Annotated in this window: 18 protein-coding genes; 14 read left to right on the top strand and 4 right to left on the bottom strand. The window is 45.0% G+C overall.

What is annotated here, in order from left to right:
* Positions 1 to 35: 35 nt before the first annotated feature.
* Together fbaA and BKB51_RS06790 are read left to right on the top strand one after the other, a co-directional pair.
* Positions 36 to 1,109 (top strand): class II fructose-bisphosphate aldolase, encoded by a 1,074-nt coding sequence (fbaA, locus tag BKB51_RS06795; protein ID WP_085900371.1) that lies wholly within the window; start codon positions 36 to 38, stop codon positions 1,107 to 1,109.
* A 13-nt stretch (positions 1,110 to 1,122) separates the two neighbouring features.
* Positions 1,123 to 2,232: a carbohydrate kinase family protein gene (locus BKB51_RS06790; RefSeq protein ID WP_085900370.1), complete on the top strand. Its 1,110-nt coding sequence runs from the start codon at positions 1,123 to 1,125 to the stop codon at positions 2,230 to 2,232.
* A gap of 36 nt (positions 2,233 to 2,268) precedes the next feature.
* On the opposite strand, the gene BKB51_RS06785 is transcribed toward BKB51_RS06790, so the two are convergent.
* Positions 2,269 to 2,511, bottom strand: coding sequence for a CDGSH iron-sulfur domain-containing protein (locus tag BKB51_RS06785; RefSeq protein WP_085900369.1), 243 nt, complete (start codon positions 2,509 to 2,511; stop codon positions 2,269 to 2,271).
* A 609-nt stretch (positions 2,512 to 3,120) separates the two neighbouring features.
* On the opposite strand from BKB51_RS06785, the gene BKB51_RS06780 reads away from it, so the two are divergent.
* From BKB51_RS06780 to mnmC, 3 genes are all read left to right on the top strand, one after another.
* Positions 3,121 to 3,978 (top strand): OmpA family protein, encoded by an 858-nt coding sequence (locus tag BKB51_RS06780; protein WP_085900368.1) that lies wholly within the window; start codon positions 3,121 to 3,123, stop codon positions 3,976 to 3,978.
* A gap of 142 nt (positions 3,979 to 4,120) precedes the next feature.
* Positions 4,121 to 6,163, top strand: coding sequence for an AsmA family protein (locus BKB51_RS06775; RefSeq protein WP_158090172.1), 2,043 nt, complete (start codon positions 4,121 to 4,123; stop codon positions 6,161 to 6,163).
* A 125-nt stretch (positions 6,164 to 6,288) separates the two neighbouring features.
* A complete protein-coding gene (gene mnmC / locus BKB51_RS06770; RefSeq protein WP_158090171.1) occupies positions 6,289 to 8,298 on the top strand; it encodes a bifunctional tRNA (5-methylaminomethyl-2-thiouridine)(34)-methyltransferase MnmC2/FAD-dependent 5-carboxymethylaminomethyl-2-thiouridine(34) oxidoreductase MnmC1 in 2,010 nt (669 codons plus the stop codon).
* 38 nt (positions 8,299 to 8,336) lie between these two features.
* Here the strand turns inward: mnmC and hutC are convergent, their stop codons facing one another.
* The 3 genes from hutC to hutU all read right to left on the bottom strand — a co-directional run bounded on the left by hutC (position 8,337) and on the right by hutU (position 12,444).
* Positions 8,337 to 9,059: a histidine utilization repressor gene (gene hutC / locus BKB51_RS06765; protein WP_085900365.1), complete on the bottom strand. Its 723-nt coding sequence runs from the start codon at positions 9,057 to 9,059 to the stop codon at positions 8,337 to 8,339.
* Positions 9,060 to 9,238: 179 nt separating this feature from the next.
* A complete protein-coding gene (hutH, locus tag BKB51_RS06760; protein WP_085900364.1) occupies positions 9,239 to 10,783 on the bottom strand; it encodes a histidine ammonia-lyase in 1,545 nt (514 codons plus the stop codon).
* Positions 10,780 to 12,444 carry a urocanate hydratase gene (gene hutU / locus BKB51_RS06755; RefSeq protein ID WP_085900363.1) on the bottom strand — a complete coding sequence of 555 codons (1,665 nt, stop codon included), beginning with the start codon at positions 12,442 to 12,444 and terminating at the stop codon, positions 10,780 to 10,782. The genes hutH and hutU overlap by 4 nt, the downstream gene beginning before the upstream one ends.
* 160 nt (positions 12,445 to 12,604) lie before the next feature.
* On the opposite strand from hutU, the gene BKB51_RS06750 reads away from it, so the two are divergent.
* The 9 genes from BKB51_RS06750 (at position 12,605) to BKB51_RS06710 (ending at position 20,750) form a co-directional block, all read left to right on the top strand.
* Positions 12,605 to 13,693 carry an aminoglycoside phosphotransferase family protein gene (locus BKB51_RS06750; RefSeq protein ID WP_158090170.1) on the top strand — a complete coding sequence of 363 codons (1,089 nt, stop codon included), beginning with the start codon at positions 12,605 to 12,607 and terminating at the stop codon, positions 13,691 to 13,693.
* Positions 13,694 to 13,775: 82 nt separating this feature from the next.
* Positions 13,776 to 14,639, top strand: coding sequence for a pyridoxal kinase (gene pdxY / locus BKB51_RS06745; RefSeq protein ID WP_158090169.1), 864 nt, complete (start codon positions 13,776 to 13,778; stop codon positions 14,637 to 14,639).
* A 337-nt stretch (positions 14,640 to 14,976) separates the two neighbouring features.
* Entirely contained in the window at positions 14,977 to 16,428 is a 1,452-nt protein-coding gene (cysG, locus tag BKB51_RS06740; RefSeq protein ID WP_085900360.1) for a siroheme synthase CysG, read from the top strand.
* Positions 16,429 to 16,456: 28 nt separating this feature from the next.
* On the top strand, positions 16,457 to 16,786 hold the full coding sequence (locus BKB51_RS06735) for a DUF2849 domain-containing protein (protein WP_158090168.1): 330 nt from the start codon (positions 16,457 to 16,459) through the stop codon (positions 16,784 to 16,786).
* Between the two features lie 4 nt (positions 16,787 to 16,790).
* Positions 16,791 to 18,443 carry a nitrite/sulfite reductase gene (locus BKB51_RS06730; protein WP_085900358.1) on the top strand — a complete coding sequence of 551 codons (1,653 nt, stop codon included), beginning with the start codon at positions 16,791 to 16,793 and terminating at the stop codon, positions 18,441 to 18,443.
* Positions 18,436 to 19,206, top strand: coding sequence for a phosphoadenylyl-sulfate reductase (locus tag BKB51_RS06725; protein WP_085900357.1), 771 nt, complete (start codon positions 18,436 to 18,438; stop codon positions 19,204 to 19,206). The genes BKB51_RS06730 and BKB51_RS06725 overlap by 8 nt, the downstream gene beginning before the upstream one ends.
* Positions 19,207 to 19,318: 112 nt before the next feature.
* Positions 19,319 to 19,852 carry a DUF934 domain-containing protein gene (locus BKB51_RS06720; RefSeq protein ID WP_085900356.1) on the top strand — a complete coding sequence of 178 codons (534 nt, stop codon included), beginning with the start codon at positions 19,319 to 19,321 and terminating at the stop codon, positions 19,850 to 19,852.
* 48 nt (positions 19,853 to 19,900) lie between these two features.
* Complete coding sequence (gene fdxA, locus BKB51_RS06715; RefSeq protein ID WP_085900355.1) at positions 19,901 to 20,257, top strand: ferredoxin FdxA; 357 nt, start codon at positions 19,901 to 19,903, stop codon at positions 20,255 to 20,257.
* Between the two features lie 181 nt (positions 20,258 to 20,438).
* Positions 20,439 to 20,750, top strand: a complete 312-nt coding sequence (locus BKB51_RS06710) for a hypothetical protein (protein ID WP_085900354.1) — start codon at positions 20,439 to 20,441, stop codon at positions 20,748 to 20,750.
* The last annotated feature ends 52 nt before the right edge of the window (positions 20,751 to 20,802 follow it).

Genomic DNA, 20,802 nt, shown 5'->3' with positions numbered 1-20,802 from the left:
CGTTTTGTGACATAGAAAAACAGGGAGGATCGGCGGTGTCTGAAAAACTTCGCCCGGGTGTTGTTACCGGTAAGGACTATGAGAAACTCGTAAAAGCATGTAAGGCTGGAAACTATGCACTGCCAGCGGTCAACGTTACCAGCAGCAGTACAGTTAACGCCGTTTTGGAAGCCGCAGCGCGTAACAAATCGGATGTGATTGTTCAGGTATCAAACGGTGGCGCTGGCTTCTACGCTGGTGCAGCTTACCCGGATGGCCTAGAAGGTAAAGTAAAGGGCGCGGTTGCTTTGGCACAACACGTCCATCTTTTGGCTGAAGGCTATGGCGTTTGTGTTGTTTTGCACACGGATCATGCCAATCGCGGCCTCCTGCCTTGGATTGATGGCCTGTTGGCAGAGGGTGCAAAGTTCCGTGAAAAGAACGGAAAACCTCTCTACACATCCCATATGATCGATCTTTCAGAAGAGTCTTTGGAAGATAACGTTGGTACATGTGCTGACTATCTCAAGAAAATGGCACCCCTTGATATGAGTCTGGAAATCGAGCTGGGTGTTACTGGTGGGGAAGAAGATGGCGTCGGGTCCGAGCACACAGGGGCGGATAACCCAAAACTTTATACCCAACCAGAAGATGTCGCTTATGCTTATGAGCAGCTAAATCCTTTGGGTGATTTTTCTGTCGCTGCATCATTTGGTAATGTTCACGGTGTTTACAAGCCTGGAAACGTTAAACTGCGTCCTGTAATTCTTAAAGACTCTCAAAAACTAATGGCAGAGCGTTATGGTCTGGAAGAAAAGTCACTTGATCTTGTCTTCCATGGTGGGTCCGGTTCTTCAGAATCAGATATTAAAGAGGCTGTATCATACGGTGTCTTTAAAATGAACGTCGATACTGACCTTCAGTACGCTTATTCCGAGCCTGTTGGGGCCTATGTTAATGCAAACCAGAATGCATTTGTGGCGCAGATTGATCCTGAAACAGGTAAGCCACTAAAGAGCAAATACGACCCACGTAAATGGGTGCGTCAGGCTGAGCAAGGTTTGGGAACTAAACTGGACGAAATTTTCTCTGTCCTCGGTTCTGTAGGCAAATCTCTGGCGCAAGACTAATAAATAGGACGGTATGATGAAGGCACTGACACTGGGTGGGGCTACTGTCGATATTATCGCTTCAGTATCTGACGATGAGATCGAACGTATGACAATGCATAATGCAATCACAAACTTTCTTCTTTTGGAAGAAGGTAAAAAAGTGGAGGCAGAAAACATTGAAACTCACACTGGTGGCGGTGCCATCAACGCATCTGTATCTATGGCACAATTGGGGATAAATGTTTCCTGTGTTGTGAAGCTGGCGGAGGATATAGAAGGCCAGATGGTTCTGAAGCGTTTGGACGAAAAGTCCATTGGTAAACAATGGGTTTTATCAAATGCAGATTTGCCCACAGGCTGTGCAGTTATGGTTTCATCACATGTCAGAAACCCGACTATCTTTGTTGCCCGTGGGGCGAACACCCTTCTTACCCCGGATGAAATCAAGCCAGAGATGTTCGAAGGCGTTGAGCTTACATACGTCACCGGGTTGAGTGGTGCATCCGCGGATTGTTTTCCAAAGATCGTGAAGCTGGCGAAGGCTGCGGGTAGTCTTGTTGTTGCTAACCCTGGAATCCGCCAGCTTTCTTCTCGAACACAATCTTTCTGGAATTCTCTTCAGTATATTGACGTTTTGGTGATGAACGAGGTTGAGGCCGGGCAACTGGTGCCTTTTGTCTCGGCAAAGTCGGAAATCGATGCGGTCCAACCTTGTGCCTATTCAGATAACAAAAAGCTCCCGGAGCTCTTGAAAAAAGGCGTTGGCGTTTCTGGTACCATGATGGGGCTGCGTGAGTTTACTCAAATAATTAGCAGCCTGGGACCGCAACGTTTGTTGGTAACTAACGGCAAAGAAGGTGCTTATTTGGGGACTAATGAACAAATTATCTTTTGCCCGGCACAAAAAGCAAAAGTTATGGGAACTGCAGGTGCCGGAGATTCTTTTGCCTCTACATTTGCATCATTTATCGGTCTTGGTAAGGGGGAAGAGCTAGCACTGAAAGCCGCCTCTATCAACTCAGCTTCTGTGGTTTCGGTCATGGATACGCAATCAGGCCTGCTTACACAGGAGCAACTCTTGTCAGGTATCGGGAAGGCCGATTGGCAAAAGTATGAATGTTATAGCCTGAAACAGTCCTGATATATTAAAGAGTTTGGATACTCAGAGAATTAATCTTTACAGCAAGTGCTTGTGATTGCCATCGCAAAAGGGCTTTTTTGAGCTGTGTTTACATTGGCACAGAAAGTACTTCTTAGATTTTTCTGCTGAGAATGATAGAGGCTGAAAGCCGGTTCCCTTGTGACTACCATCGCAAAAGGGCTGCTTCTTCGATCTTCCACAAGCACACCAAAAATATGTTTTTCCTTCTTCAAGCTCTATTATTGCAGGGGTAGTATCTGCAATTTCAGGGGTTTCCATTTATTTTCTCCTCACCTTTTTTTCTTTATATTATCATATTTGATTGTTTTTGTTGTCACCTTTATCTCTTATCGGTTTAGTAATCCGAATTACTGAAGATACCTACAGAAACCAGAGTTATCATCATCTTGCCTGTGATTTAGGCGACTTTTTTGCGAAAAAATCTCTTTAGAGCTTTGGCTATATCTGGTTTGGAAAGATATAATTAAAACAATGTTATACAGGTACGTAATTTTACCAAGATGTGTTTTTAAGCTAAATCTATATTCTTCTTAACAAGACGTTAAACAAACAAAGGCTTTAATTACTTCAGGTTGATATTTTGTTTGTTATATTCTAGTGTCAACCAAACTTTGGGAGAACATCTGACAGCAACAAGTATTGATTCCTTTTGGTATCTATCTGATTTTGTGTTATTTTCTCTGTGTAAATAATAGGGCTGGGAATGTGGTCCCTAGTATTTTAGAGAAAGAACCAGTAGTCTGTTCATTCTTATTTGTGGTTATATTTTACAATTGAGTGTGAATTGATCTTAATTATTTAGGACCTGGATCTGTTTGTAGTTTGTCTCGTTTTCAATGAATATCTAAACCTTCAAGGGAGAATATCATGCGGGGTTTAAAATTTGCTTTGGTAGCCGGTGTTGCGGCTATAACTTTGTCTGCTTGTGCTGATCGTTATCAGATGGCCAGTGATGCAGAACCAACAGGCTCTTCATTCACAAGAGAACTCTATAAAGGTTATGTCGGTCTGTCTGGCGATGAAAAATCTGAACAGGACTGGGGTGATTCTGATCTGTTCGCGGACAAAGCATTGGCCTCTGCTGATGGTAAAGTTGTTGCTCCTGAGGACGTCGCGAATTGGGATCTGGACGCAGAGTTCGTAAATGATCTGTCTTCTGCTCACGATCGTCTTGCTGCCGCTCTTGCAAATGGCGCTGCGGACATTGCGCCGACATCTGCTGCGAATGCACAGGTCATGTTTGACTGCTGGATCCAGGAACAGGAAGAAAATATTCAACCAGATGACATCGCTGCATGTCGTGATGGTTTCCTTGCTGCGATGGCCAAGGTTGATGCTGCGATGGCACCGAAGGCAAAAGCACCAGCTCCTGCACCAGCTCCTGCTGCTGCACCAGCGCCATATGCGATCTACTTCGACTTCGATTCCGATGTGTTGACTGTTGATGCACAGGCAGAAGTTTCTGTGATTGTTGCGGCTGTGAAGAAACACTCACCATCTAAAGTGATTGTTGCTGGCCATACTGATACAGCGGGTTCATCTGCATACAACCAGAACTTGGCTAACAGACGTGCTGCTGCAGTTGTAACTGCGCTCGAAAGTCACGGGGTTTCCGCTTCTATCGTTCAAAGTCAGGGCGTTGGTGAGAATGCTCCTGCGGTTGACACAGGTGATGGTATCTCTGAATTCAGAAACCGTCGCGTTATTGTGACACTCGTGAAGTAATTCACATGTCTGGCTAATCAATGCCAGAATGAAAAGGCGGTACTGGCTTCACGCGAGTACCGCCTTATTGTTATTCGTCTAAACCTTCAATAATCGTGTCATTTGCATGATTTTCATCAAATCGTGTAATGGAGACTTAAAAATGAAAAAAATACTCTTATCAATCGGCGGCTTAGTTCTTCTGGTCATTGCTGTTCTATTGGTTGCTCCCCTCTTTATTTCTCTTGAAGATTACAAGCCTGAAATCGCGGCAAAAGCGAAAGAGGCGACGGGACGCGATTTGGAAATTGGAGGGAAAATTTCTCTCAGTCTATTTCCGACTGTTGCTATTGAGGTCAATGACGTTGCTTTAGCAAACTATGAGCAGGGACAAAATAAAGACATGGTAACTCTTGAGCAGATGGCGCTGGAGTTACAGGTTATGCCTTTGTTATCAAGTGAAGTTGTTATTGATCGTTTTGTTCTCGTGAAGCCAATTATTAATCTTGAGATTGATAAAACAGGCAAGCCAAACTGGGAGCTTGAGGGAACGCAAGCGCCAGCAAATGAAACGGCTACTACTGAAAACTCTGAATCTTCTGATGGCGGAAGCGGTGCCGGTCTTAGTGGGCTATCCCTAGGGGATGTTCGTATTGAAAATGGAGAGCTTCATTTCATTGATTTGGCCTCTGGTGCAAAAGAAGATATTGAAGCACTTAACCTTGAAATCTCTCTCGAAGCTCTGAATGAGCCTTTGTCTTTAGATGGTCGATTGGACTGGAAGGCAGAGACGATTAACCTGAAAGCGGATGTTGCTAATCTTGAAAGCTTGATGAATGGCGGCAGCACAGCGCTTGAAGCATCTGTTAATTCATCACCTGTAAACTTTAGTTTCAATGGCACTGCTCAACAGGCAAGTGCTTTTGCTCTTGCCGGCGCTCTCGATCTTGATGTTCCATCTGTAAAAGGTTTGACCGATTGGGTTGGAGCTCCGATTGAGCGCCAAAGTGAAGAGACCTTTGGTCCATTGTCCGTGAAAGGGCAACTTGATCTCAACGGTTCTGTGGTTGCGTTTGATGATGTATCTCTTGCATTTGACGCTTTGACTGCTCAGGGCGCTTTAAAGATTGATAGCTCAGGAAGTGTTCCAAATATCGTTGCGGCACTTTCTACAGGTGTTCTTGATATTACGCCATACTTGCCGCCCGAAACATCTGGTGGTCAAGACGCATCCTCTGAAAGTACATCAGATGGGGGAGGCGCGGTACAGAATGCTGGCGCTGATCAAGGTTGGAGCGATGAGGCAATTGATTTTTCTGGACTGAAATCTGTGAATGCGGATTTGGCTCTGAAATCAGAAGGCGTCAAAATTCGCAAGATTACGATTGGTGTTAGTGAGCTTGGTATTCTACTCCAGGGTGGAAAGTTAACTGCAGATTTGAAACAGCTTGCCTTATATGACGGTCAAGCCCGTGGTAAAGTGGTTCTGGATAGTTCAAAAGCAACTCCGACAACTGCGATTAATTTTGACCTTTCCGGTGTTCAGGCTGAACCATTGCTGTCAGATAGCGCGGACTTTGAAAAACTTTTGGGAACTCTCAGCTCCAAAGCAAACCTGACGACACAAGGGGCTTCTCAGAAAGCTATGGTTTCTAATCTAAACGGAACCGGAGATTTCATTTTTCAGGACGGTGCTGTCAAAGGCGTCAATATCCCTGGTTTGATCCGCAATGTGTCTTTGGATGCTTTGCAGAATTCTTTTGATGAAGCTCAATCTACTGATTTTGCAGAGCTATCTGGTACCTATACAATCCAGCAGGGCGTTGTGAATAATCAGGATTTGAGCATGATTGCACCTTTGTTCAGACTGTCTGGCAAAGGAACTGTTCCAATGCCACCTAAAACCTTGGATTACCGTTTAGAGCCAAAGCTTGTCGGTGATCTTGAAGGCCAAGGTGGAGATAGTGGTGCCAAGGGGCTTGCAGTGCCATTACTGATTACGGGCTCTTGGAGTGATCCTAAAGTTGCTCCTGATCTAGCCGGAGCCTTGACTGATCAGCTGAAAGATCCATCAGCTCTTATCGAGGGAGTTACCAGTGGCGAAGGTGGCGTAAAGTTACCTCTTGGCGATGGTGATGATGCCGGTGGGGTTGAAGAAGTAATTGAAAAGCCAAAAGAGGCTTTGCAAAAACTCTTTGGTAACTAGGATAACATTTATTTTTGAAAGCCAGCTACCTTAAGGGTAGCTGGCTTTTTTATTTTCTGTTCACAACGCTTTTCTTTAATATCTCAAAAAGTTAAAAGTCATAATCTCCTTTGATGAGTTTTTGTATGACTGAATTTCATAAAGCCGAGCTTGAATGGCGGGATAATCTTGTTCCGGTATCTCGCAAATATGATGATGTGTATTATTCCCTTTCTAATGGATTAGCGGAAAGCGCGTTTGTTTTTCTAAACGCTGTTGGAGGCAGTGAACTTTGGAAAGATCAACAGAGTACAGTTATCGGTGAAACAGGGTTCGGAACGGGATTAAATTTCTTAGTTACTTGGCAAGAGTGGAAAAAAACATCTCGGCCAGGTCAACAGTTAACCTTTGTTTCCGTTGAAGGTTTTCCTCTCAGCCGTACTCAGCTGCAAAAATCGTTGAAGCCTTGGGATGAGCTTGGAGAAATCCGTGATGCGCTCATTAAGGCTTATCCAGATCTAAGTTCAGGTTTTCACACGCTAGAGTTTGAGCAGGATAATGTGACGCTTATTCTTCTCTTTGGCGACGTTAAGGAAGTTCTAACGCGTTTTTCGGGACAGGCTGATGCCTGGTTTTTAGATGGCTTTGCTCCTAAGAAAAATCCCGACATGTGGAATGCAGAGATTTATGAACTGCTGGCGACGAAATCCAAATCCGGTACAAAGTTGGCCAGCTTTACAGCGGCTGGACATGTTCGTCGTGGACTAGAAGATGCTGGCTTTAAGATTGAAAGGTGCAAAGGTTACGCTTTTAAACGTGAACGCATTGTTGGGGTGTTTTCTCCTGATAAAGCTAATGAAGATAAAAGAAAATTTTATCCGGGATCTCTACCTTGGTTTGATATCCCAAAAGTACAAAACAAACCTAAAAAAGTAGCCGTTGTTGGCGCTGGAATTGTCGGGAATTGCCTGGCCTATAGCCTGTCACGTGCAGGTGTCGATGTTACTTTGATTGATAAGGCTCCTTCTGTTGCCGAAGGGGCGTCAGGAAATCCGGCTGCGGTATTTGAACCAAAGTTGATGCGTAATGCTACGATACTGGGACAGTATTTGGCATCTTGTTATCTCTTTGCTTTGAGGTTCTACGGGAAACTAGAAGAACAAACGGGGCAGGAAATTTGGCATCATCAGTGCGGATCTTTGGATCTTATTGGTGATGACAAAGAACTTCAGCGTCGGCAGTCCTTTGTGGCTTCTAATGTTCTCCCGCAAGATCATTTCTCTATTGTTGATGCTAATCGGGCTTCTGAAATCGCAGGTATTGATTTGACCTCACAGGGTGTTTGGTATCCGAACGCCGGGTGTCTTAATACGACGGCTCTTGCTGTGGCCTTGACCCGTGAAATTGATGTTCGGCTCAATTGCGAGGTTGCATCGCTAGAGCAGTTTACAGATCAAGGACTGCGTAAATGGAAACTCTCAATTTCAGGAACCAGTGAGGACCTGAAATTTGATAGCGTGGTTCTTGCGAATGCATTTAATGTCAGGAAGTTTACTCAATCTGAAAACTTATCTGTGATTATGAACAGGGGACAGGTCAGTACTTGCCCATCTAACAAGATCAGCAGAAGTCTAAAAACCATTGTTAATGGCAGCGGATATATAACGCCTGCTATCAATGGACAACACGTCTTTGGAGCTACTTTTGAGCGGCTTTATTGCTATGATGAAGCTGAAAACAGATCTGTTACAGCAGAACGTCATGATCATAATTTGTCACTTTTAAATGAAATTGTGCCGAATATTTCTGGGCAAATAAATCCGGATGATTTGGATGGACGGACATCTGTTCGGGGAACAACTTTTGATCGTCTTCCTCTTGTCGGTCCTGTCTACCAGGAACAGCAATATCGTCATGATTATGCTGGCCTGAAAAATGGATTGAAAAGTAAGCCTTCATGGCCACCGGGAGAGTATTACGAAAATTTGTTTTGTGCTGTAGGCTTTGGTTCTCGCGGATTTTTGACAGCACCTCTGATGGCAAACTACCTCGTCAAATTGATAAGCGGTTGTGATGCTTTGCCAATTCCGGACCAAATAAGAGACGCAATACATCCTGCCCGATTTTTGATGAGAGATCTCAAAAAGGGTTTGTAACTTATCGCCACTTCGAAATGATTATTTCATAGTGCTTCTTAGCCCTGAAATGTTCCACCCAAACTATATCGATCACCGGGATGGATAAGCTTGGCATAGGTAACCGTTTGTCCTTCCGACCACGTACGCCGCCTTAATAAGAGGCAAGGCGTTATTTCTGGGATTTGCAGTAACTCAGCCTGATTTTCTTCTGGCGCAATAGCAAAGATGGTATGTTCTGCATTATCTAATGGGGCGACTTTCACCAGGTAATCATAAGGGGTGATATCCCTAAAATCCTGCTTGAGATAATCTGGGGCAGAGGCGGGGTTTATAAAACGATCCTCAAGTTGAATTGGCGTACCGTTTTCCTTGTGAACGATAATCGAATGGTAAACAGGTGCGTTTAATTCAAGCTCCATAACGCCTGCGATATAGGCTGACGCTTGTTCTTCTTCGAGAAGTATAACGTCGTTACTATATTGGCTATTTCGGGATCTGACTTCTTCGGCAATACTTTTAATTGAAAGTACGGCAGATTGAGGACGCGGTTCCGCGACAAAAGTTCCGGCACCTTGAACACGCATCAACCATCCGTCGGCGGTTAGTTCTCGCAAGGCTCTATGAATAGTCATGCGTGACATATTCTGACTTTGGGTTAGTTCATTTTCTGACGGAATTTGAAACCCGGGTTTCCATTGGCCAGATTGAATGTGACCAATAATGTGCTCTTTTACCTTTTGGTAAAGAGGTACTTTTTTATCGAAGCTCCCAGCATCCATTATAAATCCCCACACGCCCAAGGCGCTTTATCGTTTCTTGTTATTATTTGTAATGGACTAATAGATGCATGGTTTTACAGTGTATTTCCAGTGGAAATTTATAAATCACTTGGAAATACACTGTATTTGTGTCAATGAAATCTTGAAACGAGCTTTATTACGAAAGACCTGTAAGTTGCTTAGCTGGCTGTTTCGTCAAAACTTGGCAAGAAATCAGGGATGGAAATCGCATTGAAAGTTCCCTCCCAAACCAAATCTTCTGCAGCTTCCAAATCGTCGGCAAAATATCGATCCTGTTCGAAAAAGGCGACATCTTTGCGCAATCTTTCCATAACTGTTTCCAGTGTTGGTGATGTCTTCAACGGTTTGAGGAAGTCAATACCTTGAGCTGCGGATAAAAGCTCTACAGCTAAAACGCCAGCTGTATTTTTTGCCATGTCAGAAAGACGCCTTGCCGCAAAGGTTGCCATGGAAACATGGTCTTCCTGATTAGCAGATGTTGGCAAGCTATCAACACAGGCAGGGTGTGCAAGAGATTTGTTTTCGGATGCCAAAGCTGCGGCGGTAACCTGTGCGATCATGAAGCCAGAGTTAAGGCCACTTCCGGCAACAAGGAAGGGTGGCAGACCTGACATTGAGCTATCCATCAGGAGTGCAATGCGACGTTCAGCAAGAGCGCCCATTTCCGAAATGGCAAGGGCGAGGACGTCAGACGCCATCGCCACCGGCTCTGCATGGAAGTTGCCGCCTGATAGAATGTCCCCTTCTTTTGTGAAAACCAATGGATTATCAGATACGGCATTGGCTTCACGTTCGAAGATGCTTGCTGCAAAACGCATATGATCCAGACAGGCACCGAGAACTTGAGGTTGGCAACGAAGGGAATAGGGGTCCTGAACTTTTGAGCAGTCTGTGTGGCTTTCATTGATCGGACTGCCATCCAAAACGGTTCTGAAAACAGATGCGATATCAGCTTGTCCAATTTGACCCCGGGCTTCTTGAATGCGGGGGTCAAAGGGAACATGTGACCCTTTGGCGGCTTCAACACTCATGGCGCCTACAAGTGTGCTGGCATTCATCAGGTTTTCAGCCCTGAACAGCCCAACAAGTGCCAGGGCTGTAGAGACCTGAGTTCCATTTAACAGAGCTAGGCCTTCTTTTGGACCAAGAACCATAGGCTTTAATCCAATGCGCTCCAAACCTTCCTTGGCGGGCATAATCTCGCCTTTATAACGGGCTTTTCCAGCACCTATTATCAAAGCGGACATATGGGCGAGGGGAGCCAGATCGCCAGAGGCACCTACGGATCCTTTTGATGGAATACAAGGGTAAAGACCTTCATTGTAGAAGGTGATCAGGTAATCAAGAACTTCCTGTCTGATGCCAGAGAAGCCTTGGGCTAGCGACGTAACCTTAAGAGCAAGAATAAGGCGAACAACTTCATCATCAAGTAGCGGCCCCATACCTGTTGCGTGGGACAATACTAGGTTGCTCTGTAACTCTTCTAGCTGTTCATCATCAATACGTGTAGAGGCAAGGCGCCCGAAACCGGTATTGATACCATAAACGGTTCTGCCATCTCTAAGTACATCGCGAACTGTTTCAGTCGAAGCTGCGATTTGCGCTTTGCATGCTGGATCCAGTTCGATCTTTACATCATCAAATGTAAGAGCGCGAAGTGTTGAGAGTGTTAATTGACGAGGTGTCAGGACTAGTGATTTCATTTATCTGACTCCATAGGAAGGTCGAGATTGTTATCCCGAGCACATTTTTTAGCAATTTCGTATCCGGCATCTGCATGACGCATAACACCTGTTGCGGGATCATTCCAGAGAACACGCCCTAATCGTTTATCAGCAGCTTCTGTACCGTCAGCGCAAATAACGACGCCAGAATGTTGCGAGAAGCCCATGCCGACACCACCACCGTGGTGAAGGGATACCCAGGTTGCGCCACCGGCTGTGTTCAATAGTGCATTCAGCAAAGGCCAGTCTGACACAGCATCAGAACCGTCCATCATGCTCTCGGTTTCGCGGTTCGGACTGGCAACTGACCCTGAATCCAGGTGGTCACGGCCAATGACAACTGGTGCTTTAAGCTCGCCATTGCGAACCATTTCGTTAAAGGCAAGGCCAAGCTTATGGCGTTGTCCCAGTCCAACCCAGCAAATGCGGGATGGAAGGCCTTGGAAGTGAATACGTTCACGCGCCATGTCCAGCCAGTTGTGCAGATGTGGATCATCTGGAATAAGTTCTTTGACCTTTTGATCCGTTTTATAAATATCTTCTGGATCACCGGAAAGTGCAGCCCAACGGAAGGGGCCAATACCTCGGCAAAAGAGGGGGCGAATATAGGCTGGAACAAAACCCGGAAAATCAAAGGCATTTTCAACACCTTCTTCCAAAGCCATCTGACGGATATTATTACCGTAGTCAACTGTTGGTATGCCCTGTGCATGGAAATCGAGCATGGCCTGTACTTGGACAGCCATGGATTTTTTTGCCGCAGTTGTTGTGCCTTTTGGATCTTTTTCAGATCGTTCAACATATTCACCCCAGGTCCAACCTTGTGGAAGGTATCCGTTAAGGGGATCATGTGCCGAGGTTTGGTCCGTTACGATATCAGGGCGTACACCACGTTTGACGAGTTCTGGGAAGATATCTGCAGCATTGCCAAGTAAACCGACAGAGATTGCTTTTTTGTTGGCAACAGCATCATTGATAATGTTGAGTGCGTCATCAAGATCATTGCATTTTTTGTCCAGATAACCTGTGCGGATACGCATATCAATGCGGTCTTCCTGACATTCAATCGCCAACATAGAAGCACCGGCCATCGTTGCTGAAAGAGGTTGAGCACCGCCCATGCCACCGAGGCCACCTGTTAAGATCCAACGGCCAGAAAGGTCGCCGTTATAATGCTGACGCCCTGCTTCAACAAAGGTTTCGTAGGTGCCTTGAACAATACCCTGGCTGCCGATATAGATCCATGATCCTGCGGTCATCTGGCCATACATCATCAGCCCAGCTTTATCGAGCTTGTTGAAATGTTCCCAGTTAGCCCAGTTTGGAACAAGGTTGGAGTTGGCAATGAGAACACGAGGGGCATCTGAATGCGTTGGGAAAATGCCAACGGGCTTTCCTGATTGTACGAGAAGTGTTTGATCGTCTTTGAGCTTCTTTAAGCTCTCGACAATTTTATCGTAACATTCCCAGTTTCGGGCCGCGCGGCCAATCCCGCCATAAACGACCAGTTCTTCCGGATGTTCGGCGACATCCGGATCCAGGTTATTCATCAACATTCTAAGCGGGGCTTCACTCAACCAGCTTTCGCATGAAAGTTCTGGGCCATGTGGCGCGCGGATTGTGCGTGTGTTCTTTTTCATTTGTTCAACTTTCCAACTCAGGAATATGTATATACAAAATAACTTGTCTATACATCTTGTCAATATCTTGAATATGACATCTGCTGTTTTTCCTTTTCTCTTTCGGATATAAGGTGAAAAGCTATTGAGAATACGTGTGTTTTGTTAAGTGGAGCCATTGGTGAGCATTACCCCCGATCAAAGAGAACAGCAGAGAATCGCTTTTATAAATAATGCAGGTTGGGAAGACGCTGTTGTTGAAGCTTTACCTGTTGATGCCTCGGCCCGGTGTTATTTCAGGCTGACAAAGGGACGTGAGACAAAGATCGTTATGGATGCGCCGCCGGGTATTGCCGAACCTGTCGCCGTGTTCGCAAAGGTTGGGCGACATTTATTATCCTGTGGTGTTTCGACCCCTGTTATCCATCATGAAGATATTGAAAACGGTTTTCTGTTGCTGGAAGATTTTGGCGATAATACCTACGCAAAACTCTTGAATGCTGGCTGGGATGAAGAAAAACTCTATAAACTTGCTGTTGATGTTTTGGTTACAATGCATTCATCTGACAAGTTGGCCCAAATTGATATGCCGCCTTATGACCTGGCCTTTTTGATAAAAGAAGCACTTATCATGGCGGATTGGTATATGCCGAGCATAACGGGAGCAGCTTTGCCAGCTGGGGCGCGACAAGCCTATGTGTCGGCTTGGTGCCAGGTTTTTCAGTCGCTTCCCTTGCTACCAACGACTTTGGTTTTACGGGATTTCCATATCGATAATCTTATGATTTTGGATGGACGTGAAGGTATTGCATCATGCGGTTTGTTGGATTTTCAGACTGCTGTGCTAGGTGTTGCACCATATGATCTGATGTCTCTGGTTGAAGATGCCCGCCGTGATATTGATGACGGGTTAAGAACAAGGATGATCAATCGTTATCTCAAGTCGATGGAAATTGACCGGGATAGTGACGCGGGAGAGGCTTTTATGTCGTGGTACTACGCTCTTTCTGCGCAGCGCCATGCCAAGGTACTTGGATTGTTTACGCGTCTCTATTCGCGAGATCAAAAGGATGCTTATCTAAAGCATGTAAAGCGTGTTAGTGGTTTAATGAGCATTTCTTTGCAGAATAGTATTTTGGGGCCTGTAAAGAGCTGGTTCGATAAATACTTTCCGGATTATGTCGTTGAGTTAGAGGCTGAAACTATTGATGAACAAAAGGTTATGAAATTAGCTATTCTAACGGAAGACTTTCCTGTTTCGCTATCTTGAATAATTTTTGTCTTAAGAACTTTTGGAGAAGATCTTTTGGCGAGGCATGTCATGCCTGAGGAATTCGTGTAAGGAAAAAGTTATGCCATCAATTATCTCTGCCCAATCCCATGTTTGTTATGGGCATGTTGGGAATTCTGCGGCGGCATTTCCGATGCAGAAACTTGGGGTTTCTGTGCATTCAGTTCCAACGACAATTTTATCCAATCATCCTGCGCACTCTAGCTTTTATGGGCAGGCGATAGAGAGTGACCTTTTGCGGGATCTATTCTCCGGACTGGAAGAACGTGGCGCTTTTCATGAAAGTGCAGGATTTCAGAGCGGTTATCTTGCAACACTGGACAATGGGCATGTTATTGAGAAAGCTGTAAAGCGTTTTAAAGCTTGTAATCCTCAGGGAATATATTGCCTTGACCCTGTTATGGGGGATGTCGGAAAAGGTTTTTTTGTCCAGGCGGGAATACCAGAATTAATTGCACAAAAATTGTTGCCTCTTGCTGATATTATCACTCCCAATAAATTTGAGTTTGATGCACTTACTGCAACAAGTTGCCAAAGCTCGATTTGTCAAAGCCATAATGATATGGTTGCCGCTGCACGCAAGCTCATGGGGGATTTCAATTTACGTTGTGTGGTGATTACGTCTGCCGATTTTGGTGAGAAAGAAACAACACATACACTTGTCGTTCGTCGAGAAGATGCAACGTTATACACCACACCATTTTTACAAAATGGCCCTTCGGGAACGGGTGATCTGTTTACAGGGATGTTCATAGCAAGAATACTCATGGGGCAAGATGAAATGGAGGCCGCTGACTCATCTTTGAATGCTGTATATTCCATAATAAAGCACACTGTGACATCTAATCTAAGAGAGCTAGATATAATCACACACCAAGAGTGTATTATTGATTCAACGCGAATAATTACACAAAATAAAATGTAGATATAAAATTTATTTTTCTCCTGTATTTATATTTTTCTTGGCGAAAAATGTGAAAAATTCTTTTTTTGTATGGTAGATTTATTCTTTTTTGAAATTATTTATTCTTTCTAGTTCTTTGTATTTGTTGTAAAAATTTAAATATCTTTTAAAGTGGATTTTATATTTAATAGTTGGTGTTTATTGTTGTAATTAAATTAAACATGTTTTTGGTGTTAAATTCTAAAAAATTTCATTTTTACTTGTAATTTTTTCAAAACATGTCATCTATTCACTGTGAGTTAATGTAATTGAGAAAATAATTTCTCATAATTATGTGTGAAATAGGTGTGAGGGTGTCATGGATCACTTTCCGATTTTCCTGTCTCTTAAGGGGCAGAAAGTTGTTTTGGTTGGCGGCGGCGACTTAGCTGCAAGGAAACTGCGTTTGCTTCGTAAAGCTGATGCCGCGGTAACTGTGATCGCACCTTCACTCTGTACCGAGATTGAAGAACTGGTTGCGCAGGCTGAAGTTGATCACTTAGGTCGTAAATTCCTGAATGAAGACGTTACAGGCGCAAGTCTTGTTTTTGCGGCAACTGATATTGAAGAGATTGATGCCTCGGTTGCGAAAGCTGCGCGAACACAGGGGATCAAGGTTAATGCGGTTGATCGCCCTGAACTGTCAGACTTCATTATGCCTGCGATTGTTGATCGATCACCGATTGTTATTGGTATTTCCAGTGGTGGTTCTGCACCAATTCTTGCGCGTAATCTTCGCGAGAAAATTGAAGGGATGTTACCCCCTGCGCTCGGACGTCTTGCTTCGTTCGCGGACAGTTTTCGTGGCGCGGTGAAGGGAACCATTTCTAACGGTAACGACCGTAGAAAGTTTTGGGAAAATTTCTTTGATGGTCCCATTGCAGAGTCTGTTCTTTCCGGGCGTGAAGTTTCTGCCCGCGAGAGTATGTTAGGGCTGATTAACCGGAACTGGAAGCAGGAAAATGCAGACGGTCATGTTGCCATCGTTGGTGCAGGCCCGGGTGATCCTGATCTTCTTACTTTTCGCGCCATGAGATTTATGCAGCAAGCTGATGTCGTTGTATATGACCGATTGATCAGTGATGAAATTCTGGATTATGTGCGCCGTGATGCGGATCGTATTTATGTTGGTAAAGCACCGGGACATCATAGTCATACTCAAGACGAGATTAATGACATCCTTGTTCGTGAAGCACGTAAGGGACTGCGTGTTGTTCGCCTCAAAGGTGGTGATCCATTTGTCTTTGGCCGTGGTGGTGAAGAAATGGATGTACTGCAATCTGCCGGGATTGAAGTTGATATCGTTCCAGGGATTACGGCTGCGGTTGGTTGTGCGGCGGCATCTGGCATACCGTTAACTCATCGCGAACACGCATCGATGGTCACTTTTGTTACCGGGCAGACGGGTGATGATATGACCGCAGCTGATTGGTCGAGCTTGATTAACAGTCGCCAAACATTGGTCTTTTACATGGGACTTAAGAATGCCGGACAGATATCCGATCGGTTGATCGAACACGGCCAGGATCCAAAGACACCAATTGCGATCATTGAGAATGGTACGCGTATTGATCAGAGAGTTCTTCCCGGACAGCTTTTTGATGCTGCTGAGATGGTTAAGCGACATCAGGTAACAGGCCCTTCACTGATCGTTGTTGGATCAGTCGCAGCCTATGCCAGTACATCTGATCTACAGCAGATTACTTCTGCTGCGTTGGAAAATAAAAATACGGCTTCCTTTTTGAATGAAGTCGCAGTTGCCGGTCTATAACCGGCACGGTTTGGAGAGAGTAAAGAACATGTCATTGCAAATTATGACTGCGAACAGGCTGCTTGGTGGTGGTGTTGTCTATTTCGGTGAAAATGAAGAATGGACAGATCATTTTGCCTCAGCAAAGGCTGTTGAAGATAACGATGGCGCAGCAGCGTTGTTGGCTGAAGCCGAAAAGGCCGAAGCGAACCAGCTTATTGTTGGTCCTTACCTGATTAAAGTAGAGCGTAATGAAGCTGGTCTGCAGCCGCTTTCAGTCAAGGAAGGCATTCGGGCGAAAGGCCCAACCGTACACTACGGTCACGGTACTCCGGCCAATTCATCGGGGTCGGTTTCATCTGGGCTAGTTAAGGAATAACGCAATGTATCGCTATGACGAATTTGACTATGATTTTGTTCAACAACGTGTTGCACAATTCGGGGATCAGGTAGAGCGCCGTATTGAAGGCGATTTGACCGAAGATCAATTTAAACCATTGCGTTTGATGAACGGTCTTTATCTGCAATTGCATGCCTATATGCTCCGTGTTGCTATTCCCTATGGGACTTTCAATTCAGTGCAGATGCGTAAACTGGCCCATATTGCCCGCAAATATGACCGGGGCTATGGTCACTTTACGACGCGTCAGAATATTCAATACAACTGGCCTGTGCTGAAGGATGTTCCCGCTATTCTCAAGGAACTTGCAGAAGTTGAGATGCATGCGATTCAGACCAGTGGTAACTGCATAAGAAACACCACATCTGATCAGTATGCAGGTGCTGCTGCTGACGAGATTGAAGATCCGCGCGTTTATTGCGAAATCATTCGCCAGTGGTCTTCTCTGCACCCGGAATTCACTTTCTTGCCTCGTAAGTTCAAGGTTGCTGTGACCGGGGCGACAACTGACCGTGCTGCCATTCGTGTCCACGATATTGGCTTGGCAATTGTTAAAAATGATGATGGTGAAGTTGGCTTTGAAGTTCACGTTGGTGGTGGTCAGGGACGTACACCTATGATTGGTAAAGTCGTTCGTGAATTCCTGCCTAAGGAACACCTGTTATCTTACCTTGAAGCCATTCTGCGTGTGTATAACCAGATCGGTCGTCGTGATAACAAATACAAAGCGCGTATCAAAATTCTGGTGCATGAAACAGGCATTGATGAAATCCGTCGTCTGGTCGAGGAAGAATGGAACCGGATCAAAGATACAGCGTTGAATCTGCCGTTGGAAGAAGTTGATCGCATTAACGATTACTTTGCGCCGCCAACTTTTGAAACACTTGATGCAACATCCCGGTCGTTCGAAGTAAAACGCTTCGAAGATCGTGGTTTTGCAACCTGGGTGCGTGCGAACGTTGTTGCGCATAAAAAGCCAGGCTACGCCATTGCGAATATCTCTTTGAAGCCCGAAGGCGAGGCGCCGGGTGATATCACTGATGATCAGATGGAAGTTGTTGCGGATCTGGCTGAGAAATACAGTTTTGATGAAATTCGGGCGACACATGAACAAAATCTCGTTTTGCCACATGTGAAGCTTGATGATCTGTATGATGTTTTCCTTGGTTTACAGGAAGCAGGATTGGCAACTGGAAATCTTGGCTTGATTTCGGATATGATCGTCTGCCCGGGGCTGGATTATTGTGCTCTTGCAAATGCGCGTTCGATCCCGGTTGCTCAGGCCATTAGCAAGCGTTTTGCTGATATTGAGCGTCAATATGATATCGGTGAGCTGAAGCTAAAGATTTCAGGGTGTATCAATGCGTGTGGTCATCACCATGTGGGTCATATCGGTATTTTGGGTGTGGACCGTAAAGGTGAAGAATATTACCAGATTACATTGGGTGGAAATGCCAACGAAAATGCTGCGATCGGCAAGATTATCGGGCCTTCATTTGCCTATGATAAAATTGTCGATGCGGTTGAAACTGTGGTGAACACCTACCTAGAGATCCGCGACGGTGCCGAGGAAAGTTTCCTTGATGCTTATAACCGGGTTGGCATGGCTCCGTTCAAGGAAAGACTTTATGCTTAAGGCATCGACCTTGTTACCAAAAGAAGGAAGCGCACGAGAGCGCTTGGAAACGACAAAATCCCGTGCCGCAGAATTGCTGAACAGTGTACGGAATTTGTCGACCCATGATGCTCTTGTCCGGCTAATTGAAGATGAATTTAAAGGACGGGTTGCTCTTGTCTCTTCTTTTGGGACAGAGTCAGCAATCCTTTTGCATCTCGTTGCTCAGGTTAATCCAAACACACCTGTCATCTTTATGGATACGGGTAAGTTATTTGGTGAAACCCATCGGTATCGACGTCAGTTGACGGAGTTTTTGGGGCTTACTGATGTGCGTCAGATCCTGCCCGAGGAAGCAAAGCTTTCCGAGAAAGATCCCAAAGGTATCCTCTGGAACCAAGACACCGATATGTGTTGTTGGGTGCGTAAGGTTGAGCCTATGAACCGTGCGCTTGATGATCTTGATGCCTGGATTTCAGGACGTAAAAGATTTCAGTCTGTAACACGTGCCAAATTAGAGCTTGTTGAGGCAGAGGGTTCCCGGATCAAAATCAATCCGCTTGCCTATTGGGAGCGCGATGAGATCGCGGCTTATTTCAATAAGCACAACCTGCCGCGTCATCCGTTAGAAGCAGAAGGGTACCCATCTGTGGGATGTATGCCTTGTACAGACAGGGTTGAACCGGGTGACGATCCACGTAGTGGACGCTGGAAAAATCAAGACAAGACTGAGTGCGGTATTCACTTTCTTGATACAGGTGCCGCAAGAAACAAAACAGCATAAGCCGTCGGGCTTTTTGTTTGATGAAAGTTTAACCTAGCCAAAGCTAGCATATGTCCGGTGGAACTTTTTAGGACGTGCTAGTCAGGCAGATAGAAGAGAAAAGAGAAGTAAAATGCCGCTCATAAAAGATGGACGTCAGATTGCTGATAAATGGACCAAACTGGATAATGAAGCCGAGGTTTCTACCGGGGCTTCGATCATTGTATCGCTTGATCGCTGGAACAGTGAAAAAGAGACTTTGACTGGTCTTGGTCTGGAACTTGGTGTTTTGCTCGAGAGTAATGAGTCGCCTGAATTGATCGAAGATGATTTAAATAAACTCTCTTTGATCGCCTTGAATTTTCCGGCGTTTGGTGATGGCAGAGCCTATTCCTATGCGCGTATTCTAAAAGAGCGCTATGAGTTTGAGGGGGAAGTCAGGGCTGTAGGTGATGTCTTATATGATCAGATTCAGCTTATGCAACGCTGTGGCTTTGATACGCTTGAAATAGAAAGTGATGCAACGCTTCGTTCCTTGAACCGGAATAAATCTGCGGATGTGAATGTGTTTTACCAGCCTACAGGTGATGGTGAGGCTACGGCATCTTCTTTGCGTAAGCGTTTGATCGAAAGCCATAAAGAACTCGGCTATAACAAAGCGTCTTGATTTTATTTGTCAGTCATTTTGATGGTTGGCTGATCACTGGAGTGCGTTATGACTTATGTCGTTGCGGATAATTGCATTAAATGCAAGTACATGGATTGTGTTGAGGTTTGCCCCGTAGATTGCTTCTATGAAGGGGAAAACACTCTCGTTATCCATCCTGATGAATGTATTGACTGTGGTGTTTGTGAACCGGAATGTCCTGCGGAAGCGATCTTGCCGGATACTGATCCGGAAGCAGAAAAGTGGCTGGAAATGAACACTAAGTATGCAGAGATCTGGCCCAATATTACAGAGCAAGGGCAACCTCCTGCTGATGCCGATGAATTCAATGGGGTGTCTGGCAAATATGAGAAATTTTTTAGCCCGAACCCTGGTGGGCAGGAAGCTGAGAAAAAAGCTGGTTAAGATCAGCACTGACGATTTTAAAGGGCATCCATTTGGGTGCCCTTTTGTTTTTGATTAAAGTGTAAGCTGATTTGTTGAATAAGGCATTATAGCTTCCTTTACCATTCTGAGATATCAAGAAGAGGATAGTCGTACGAACCTTGTGGGGTGCCTGTCATCTTTACGTCACGGAAATATTGATATGCCGAGTACTATAAAACGAGCTTCTATTCCTTTGATTGTTGGGGGAATAATATGGACAGGGCCAGTTCTGGCTGAGTGTCAAAAGCCAAATTATGAGCCACCTCAATGTACGAACCAGTATATCGAAATTCAGTTTTTGGATGCCAAGGATTTTGAGCGTTGTAAAAAAGAAGTGACTTACTTTCTTGAAAGCCTGGATATCTGGTCGAAATGTATTGCTGATGAGGCTCGGTTAAAGGGCGATGAGGCTATAAAGCTCTTTAATTGTAAGGTCAATGGAACGAGCAATTGCTTAGAGAATTCTGGCTAAAGAATAATCACGTGTTTCTTTTCGCTTCTAAATCCTAGATATCTCAGAGTTA

It is taken from the genome of Kiloniella majae (assembly GCF_002118315.1).
Taxonomy (GTDB): Bacteria; Pseudomonadota; Alphaproteobacteria; order Kiloniellales; family Kiloniellaceae; genus Kiloniella; species Kiloniella majae.
The sequence above is the reverse complement of the archived record's forward strand: the minus strand, read 5'-3'. Positions and strand labels throughout refer to the sequence as shown.

What these genes read in the sequence shown, in the direction of transcription:
- BKB51_RS06790 (WP_085900370.1), top strand. Translation starts at nt 1,123, where the DNA reads ATGATGAAGGCACTGACACTGGGTGGGGCTACTGTCGATATTATCGCT.
- BKB51_RS06785 (WP_085900369.1), bottom strand. Translation starts at nt 2,511, where the DNA reads ATGGAAACCCCTGAAATTGCAGATACTACCCCTGCAATAATAGAGCTT.
- BKB51_RS06780 (WP_085900368.1), top strand. Translation starts at nt 3,121, where the DNA reads ATGCGGGGTTTAAAATTTGCTTTGGTAGCCGGTGTTGCGGCTATAACT.
- BKB51_RS06775 (WP_158090172.1), top strand. Translation starts at nt 4,121, where the DNA reads ATGAAAAAAATACTCTTATCAATCGGCGGCTTAGTTCTTCTGGTCATT.
- mnmC (WP_158090171.1), top strand. Translation starts at nt 6,289, where the DNA reads ATGACTGAATTTCATAAAGCCGAGCTTGAATGGCGGGATAATCTTGTT.
- hutC (WP_085900365.1), bottom strand. Translation starts at nt 9,059, where the DNA reads ATGGATGCTGGGAGCTTCGATAAAAAAGTACCTCTTTACCAAAAGGTA.
- hutH (WP_085900364.1), bottom strand. Translation starts at nt 10,783, where the DNA reads ATGAAATCACTAGTCCTGACACCTCGTCAATTAACACTCTCAACACTT.
- hutU (WP_085900363.1), bottom strand. Translation starts at nt 12,444, where the DNA reads ATGAAAAAGAACACACGCACAATCCGCGCGCCACATGGCCCAGAACTT.
- pdxY (WP_158090169.1), top strand. Translation starts at nt 13,776, where the DNA reads ATGCCATCAATTATCTCTGCCCAATCCCATGTTTGTTATGGGCATGTT.
- cysG (WP_085900360.1), top strand. Translation starts at nt 14,977, where the DNA reads ATGGATCACTTTCCGATTTTCCTGTCTCTTAAGGGGCAGAAAGTTGTT.
- BKB51_RS06735 (WP_158090168.1), top strand. Translation starts at nt 16,457, where the DNA reads ATGTCATTGCAAATTATGACTGCGAACAGGCTGCTTGGTGGTGGTGTT.
- BKB51_RS06730 (WP_085900358.1), top strand. Translation starts at nt 16,791, where the DNA reads ATGTATCGCTATGACGAATTTGACTATGATTTTGTTCAACAACGTGTT.
- BKB51_RS06725 (WP_085900357.1), top strand. Translation starts at nt 18,436, where the DNA reads ATGCTTAAGGCATCGACCTTGTTACCAAAAGAAGGAAGCGCACGAGAG.
- BKB51_RS06720 (WP_085900356.1), top strand. Translation starts at nt 19,319, where the DNA reads ATGCCGCTCATAAAAGATGGACGTCAGATTGCTGATAAATGGACCAAA.
- fdxA (WP_085900355.1), top strand. Translation starts at nt 19,901, where the DNA reads ATGACTTATGTCGTTGCGGATAATTGCATTAAATGCAAGTACATGGAT.
- BKB51_RS06710 (WP_085900354.1), top strand. Translation starts at nt 20,439, where the DNA reads ATGCCGAGTACTATAAAACGAGCTTCTATTCCTTTGATTGTTGGGGGA.